The organism is Actinotalea sp. C106 (assembly GCF_023630195.1).
In the GTDB taxonomy this organism is placed as follows: domain Bacteria; phylum Actinomycetota; class Actinomycetes; order Actinomycetales; family Cellulomonadaceae; genus Actinotalea.
Map to the genome: position 1 here is coordinate 1 of NZ_JALPKN010000291.1, position 3,766 is coordinate 3,766.

Annotated in this window: 1 protein-coding gene; it reads left to right on the top strand. The window is 75.6% G+C overall.

All coding sequences use genetic code 11. The features are described from left to right. On the top strand, positions 1-3,766 hold a 3,766-nt coding region (locus tag L0B03_RS15110; protein ID WP_250447280.1), incomplete at both ends, for a hypothetical protein.

The following is a 3,766-nucleotide window of genomic DNA, read 5'->3' on the forward strand; positions in this document are numbered from 1 at the left end:
GGTGGCGCGAGGCCCTCGTGGCGCGCGCAGGCGACTCGGCCCTCGCCGACGTCGGCCGGCTCGGTGAGGCCCAGCTCGACCTCTCGGCCGCCCACCCCTCAGGCATCGCGCAGCTCTTCGCCGGCCGCGAGACCCGGCTGTCCAACCTCGTCCGCGAGGGCAGCGCCCTGTCCTCCGCCAAGCGTCGGGCCCGCGCAGTCGGCGCCCTGGCCGATGACCACGCCCAGCGCTACGGCATCGCCTCCGCCTTCCTCGCCATCGGCGTCGCGACATGGACCGAACCCCTCGACGTCCGGACGGCTCCGGCCGTCGACGGTGACGACCTCGCGGCGATCGCCCAGGTCGCCGTCGTCCCGGGAGCGATCGAGGCGCACGAGGCCGCCGAGGCCGACCGCGTGGCCGACGGGGCAGCCCCCGAGGCGTCCTCGCGCACCACCGGGTCCGAGGACGCCACGCAGGTCAGGACGGTCCGGGCCCCGGTCCTGCTCCGTCCCGTGGCCATCCACCCCCGCGGCCGGGGGGAGAGCGACTACGACCTCTCCCTCGAGCCCTCCCTCGAGATCAACCCGCTGCTCGCGGCCTCGCTGCGCCGCCGCGGCGCCCTGCTGGACCCGGCCGCCCTCGCACGCGGGACCTTCACCGAGGCCGGCTTCGACCCCCGGCCAGCCCTCGGGCGGCTGCGCGCCCTGGGTGCGGCCGTGCTGGAGGACTTCCGGCTCGAGGAACGCCTCCTGGTGGGCACCTTCGTGCACCCCGAGCAGGTGCTCGTCGACGACCTCGAGGCCCAGGGGCCGCACCTGGTCGAGCACGAGGTGCTCCGCGCCCTGGCCGGGGACCACCGGTCCGTCGAGGCGCTCACCCACCCCCTGCCCCGCCCGCTGCGTGGCGACCGCCCCCTGGACCAGGAGCGCGGCGTGGGTGACCTCGACCCCGCGCAGACCCACGTGCTGGACGCGATCGCCGCCGGTCACCACCTCCTGGTCGACGCCCCCGCGGGCAGCGACGTGCCCGGCACCCTCGCCGCCGTCGTGGCGGACGCCGCCGCGGCCGGGCGCACGGTCCTCTACGTACCCGGGCACCGGCGGGCCGGGGCTGCCCTGGTCGACCGCCTCACCGAGCTTGGCCTGGAGAGCCTCGTCCTGGACATCGCGCCGGACTCGGGCTGGCGTGCCCAGGCCGCTCGCCGGCTGCTCGGTGCGATGACGGTCGAGCCGGTGCACGTCGAGGCCTCGCACGTCGCGATCGTGCAGCGTGAGCTGCTGGACCGTCGCGCGCGGCTCAGCGGGTACATCGACGGGTTGCACGTCCAGCGCGAGCCATGGGGGGCCTCGGCCTACGACGCGCTCCAGGCCCTCGCCCGCCTCACCTCGGGGCGGCCTGCCGCCCAGACCCGGGTCCGCCTGACCGTGCCCGTGGCCGAGTCCCTCAACGCCGAGCGCCGCGCCCAGGCTGCGGCCGACCTGGTCCGTGCGGCCGGCCTGGGGGCCTTCTCCACCTCGGCCCGCTCGACCGCCTGGTACGGCGCGGACCTGCTCACCAACGACCGCGCCTCCGCTGTGCTGGCCCGACTGGACCACCTGCTCGAGGAGAGCCTGCCGCGGCTCGAGGAGGAGGTCACCCACGTCGCCGAGACCACGGGGCTGACCCCTGCCGCGACGCCCGCCGAATGGGGTGAGCAGCTCGAGATGCTCGCGGGGGTGCGTGGTGCCCTCGACGTCTTCCAGCCCATCGTCTTCGAGCGTTCCGCCGCGGACCTCGTCGCTGCGACCGCTACCCCTGCGTGGCGCGCCGAGCGAGGCCTCGACATGCCGCGCGGCCTGCGCCGCCGTTTCCGCAAGCAGGCCAAGGACATGCTGCGCCCCGGGCGCCCCGTCGAGGACCTGCACGCGGCCCTCGTCGACGTGCAGTCCCAGCGCGAGGTGTGGCAGGCGCACTGCCCGGCCGGTGGCTGGCCCCGGATCCCCGAGGGGCTCGCAGCGATCGAGCGCGAGTTCCAGATGATCCGCAACGACCTCGCGGGCCTGGGGGCGGTGCTCGCCAACACCCCTGACGGCGGCGAGCTCGAGACCCTCCCGTGGCGGTCGCTGCGGGAGCGGCTGCGCCGGCTCGAGCAGGACCGCTCAGCCCTCTCGACCCTTCCCGAGCGCACCGCGATCGTCCGGGACCTGGACCGACGGGGCCTGGGCGACCTGCTCGAGGACCTCGCCGACCGCCGCGTGCCGGCGGCCCTGGTCAGCGCCGAGCTCGAGCTGGCCTGGTGGAGCACCGTCTTCGAGGAGATCCTGCGCCAGGACCCTGCCCTGGCCGGGTACGACGGCGCGGCTCTCGCCCGTCTGGTCGCCGAGTTCCGCACCCTCGACCGCCGCTACGTCGCCGATCGCGGGGTGCTGGCCCTGGCGGCGGCCCGTGAGGACCTGCGCGTGCGGCTGCGGGCGGCCGACCAGCAGACCCAGGACCTGTTCGGGGAGATCGTCGAGGACAGGTTCGGTGGGGTGCGTCAGGCCGTCGACCGCTACCCCGACGTCACCCGGCACCTGCGCCCCTGCCTCGTGGCCTCGCCGATGCTGGTGCCGCACGTGCTGCCCGGGCGCCGCGCGGAGGACCTCGTGATCCTCGACGCCGCGAGCCACCTGCCCATCGAGACGGTCGTCGGGGCGTTGGCCCGTGGCCGCCAGGTGCTCGTGGTCGGGGACACCCGGTGCGCCTCGGGCACCGCCCTGGCCGAGCTCGCCGAGGTGCTGCCCTCCCTCGCTCTGCACGCGGACACCTCCCGTCGCGACCCGCACCTGACGGCTTTCCTGTCCGACCACGGGTACGCAGGCTGCCTCACCGCGACCCCGCTGCCCTCGACGGCCTCGCTGCTGCGCCTGGACGTGGTCGACGGAGCCGGGATGCCCGCCGCCAACGGGGCGGTCGAGGCCACGCAGGCCGAGGTCACCCACGTCGTGGACCTCGTGCTCGAGCACGCGTTGAGCCGGCCCGACGAGTCCCTCGCAGTCATCAGCGCCTCCCCCGTGCACACCGAACGGCTGCGCGAGGCCGTCATGGCCGAGGTCCGGGACAACCCCTCCCTCGGCACCTTCTTCCGGTCGGACCAGCCCGAGCCCTTCGCCGTGGTCGAGGTGGGGGCCACCCAGGGCCTCACCCGCGAGGCGGTCATCCTCTCGGTGGGCTACGGCCGTACCCCGCACGGCCGGGTGCTGCACCGCTTCGGCGCCGTGAGCGAGCCGGGTGGGGACGGGCGCCTGCTCGAGGCCCTCGGCGCGACCCGCCAGCGACTCACTGTCGTGAGCTGCTTCTCCTCGACCGATCTCGACCCCGACCGGCTCAAGTCCCCCGGGGCGAGGATGCTCGCGGACCTCCTGGCCCTCGCCGAGGCGCGCTCTGCCGCCCCGGCCCGGAGCGAGCGTCCCGAGCCCGAGGCCACCGGCCCCGAGCCCGACCGCCTCGTGCTGGACCTCGCCGAGCGGCTCTGGCGGCAGGGTCTCGTGGTGGACATCGACCACGGTCTGGGCACCGACGCGCGCATCCCGCTCGTCGTCGGTCACCCGGACCTGCCCGGTGAGATGCTCGTGGCGGTGCTCACCGACGACGAGGCCTACGTCGGTGAGCCGAGCGTCCGCGTGCGCGATCGCCAGGACGCCGAACGCCTCGAGCGGCTCGGCTGGACGGTCGTCCAGGTGTGGTCGGCCGCAGCCTTCCTCGACCCGCAGGGCGAGGCCGACGCGGTGCTCGCCGCAACCGTCGAGGCCTGCGCCCGCCGCAC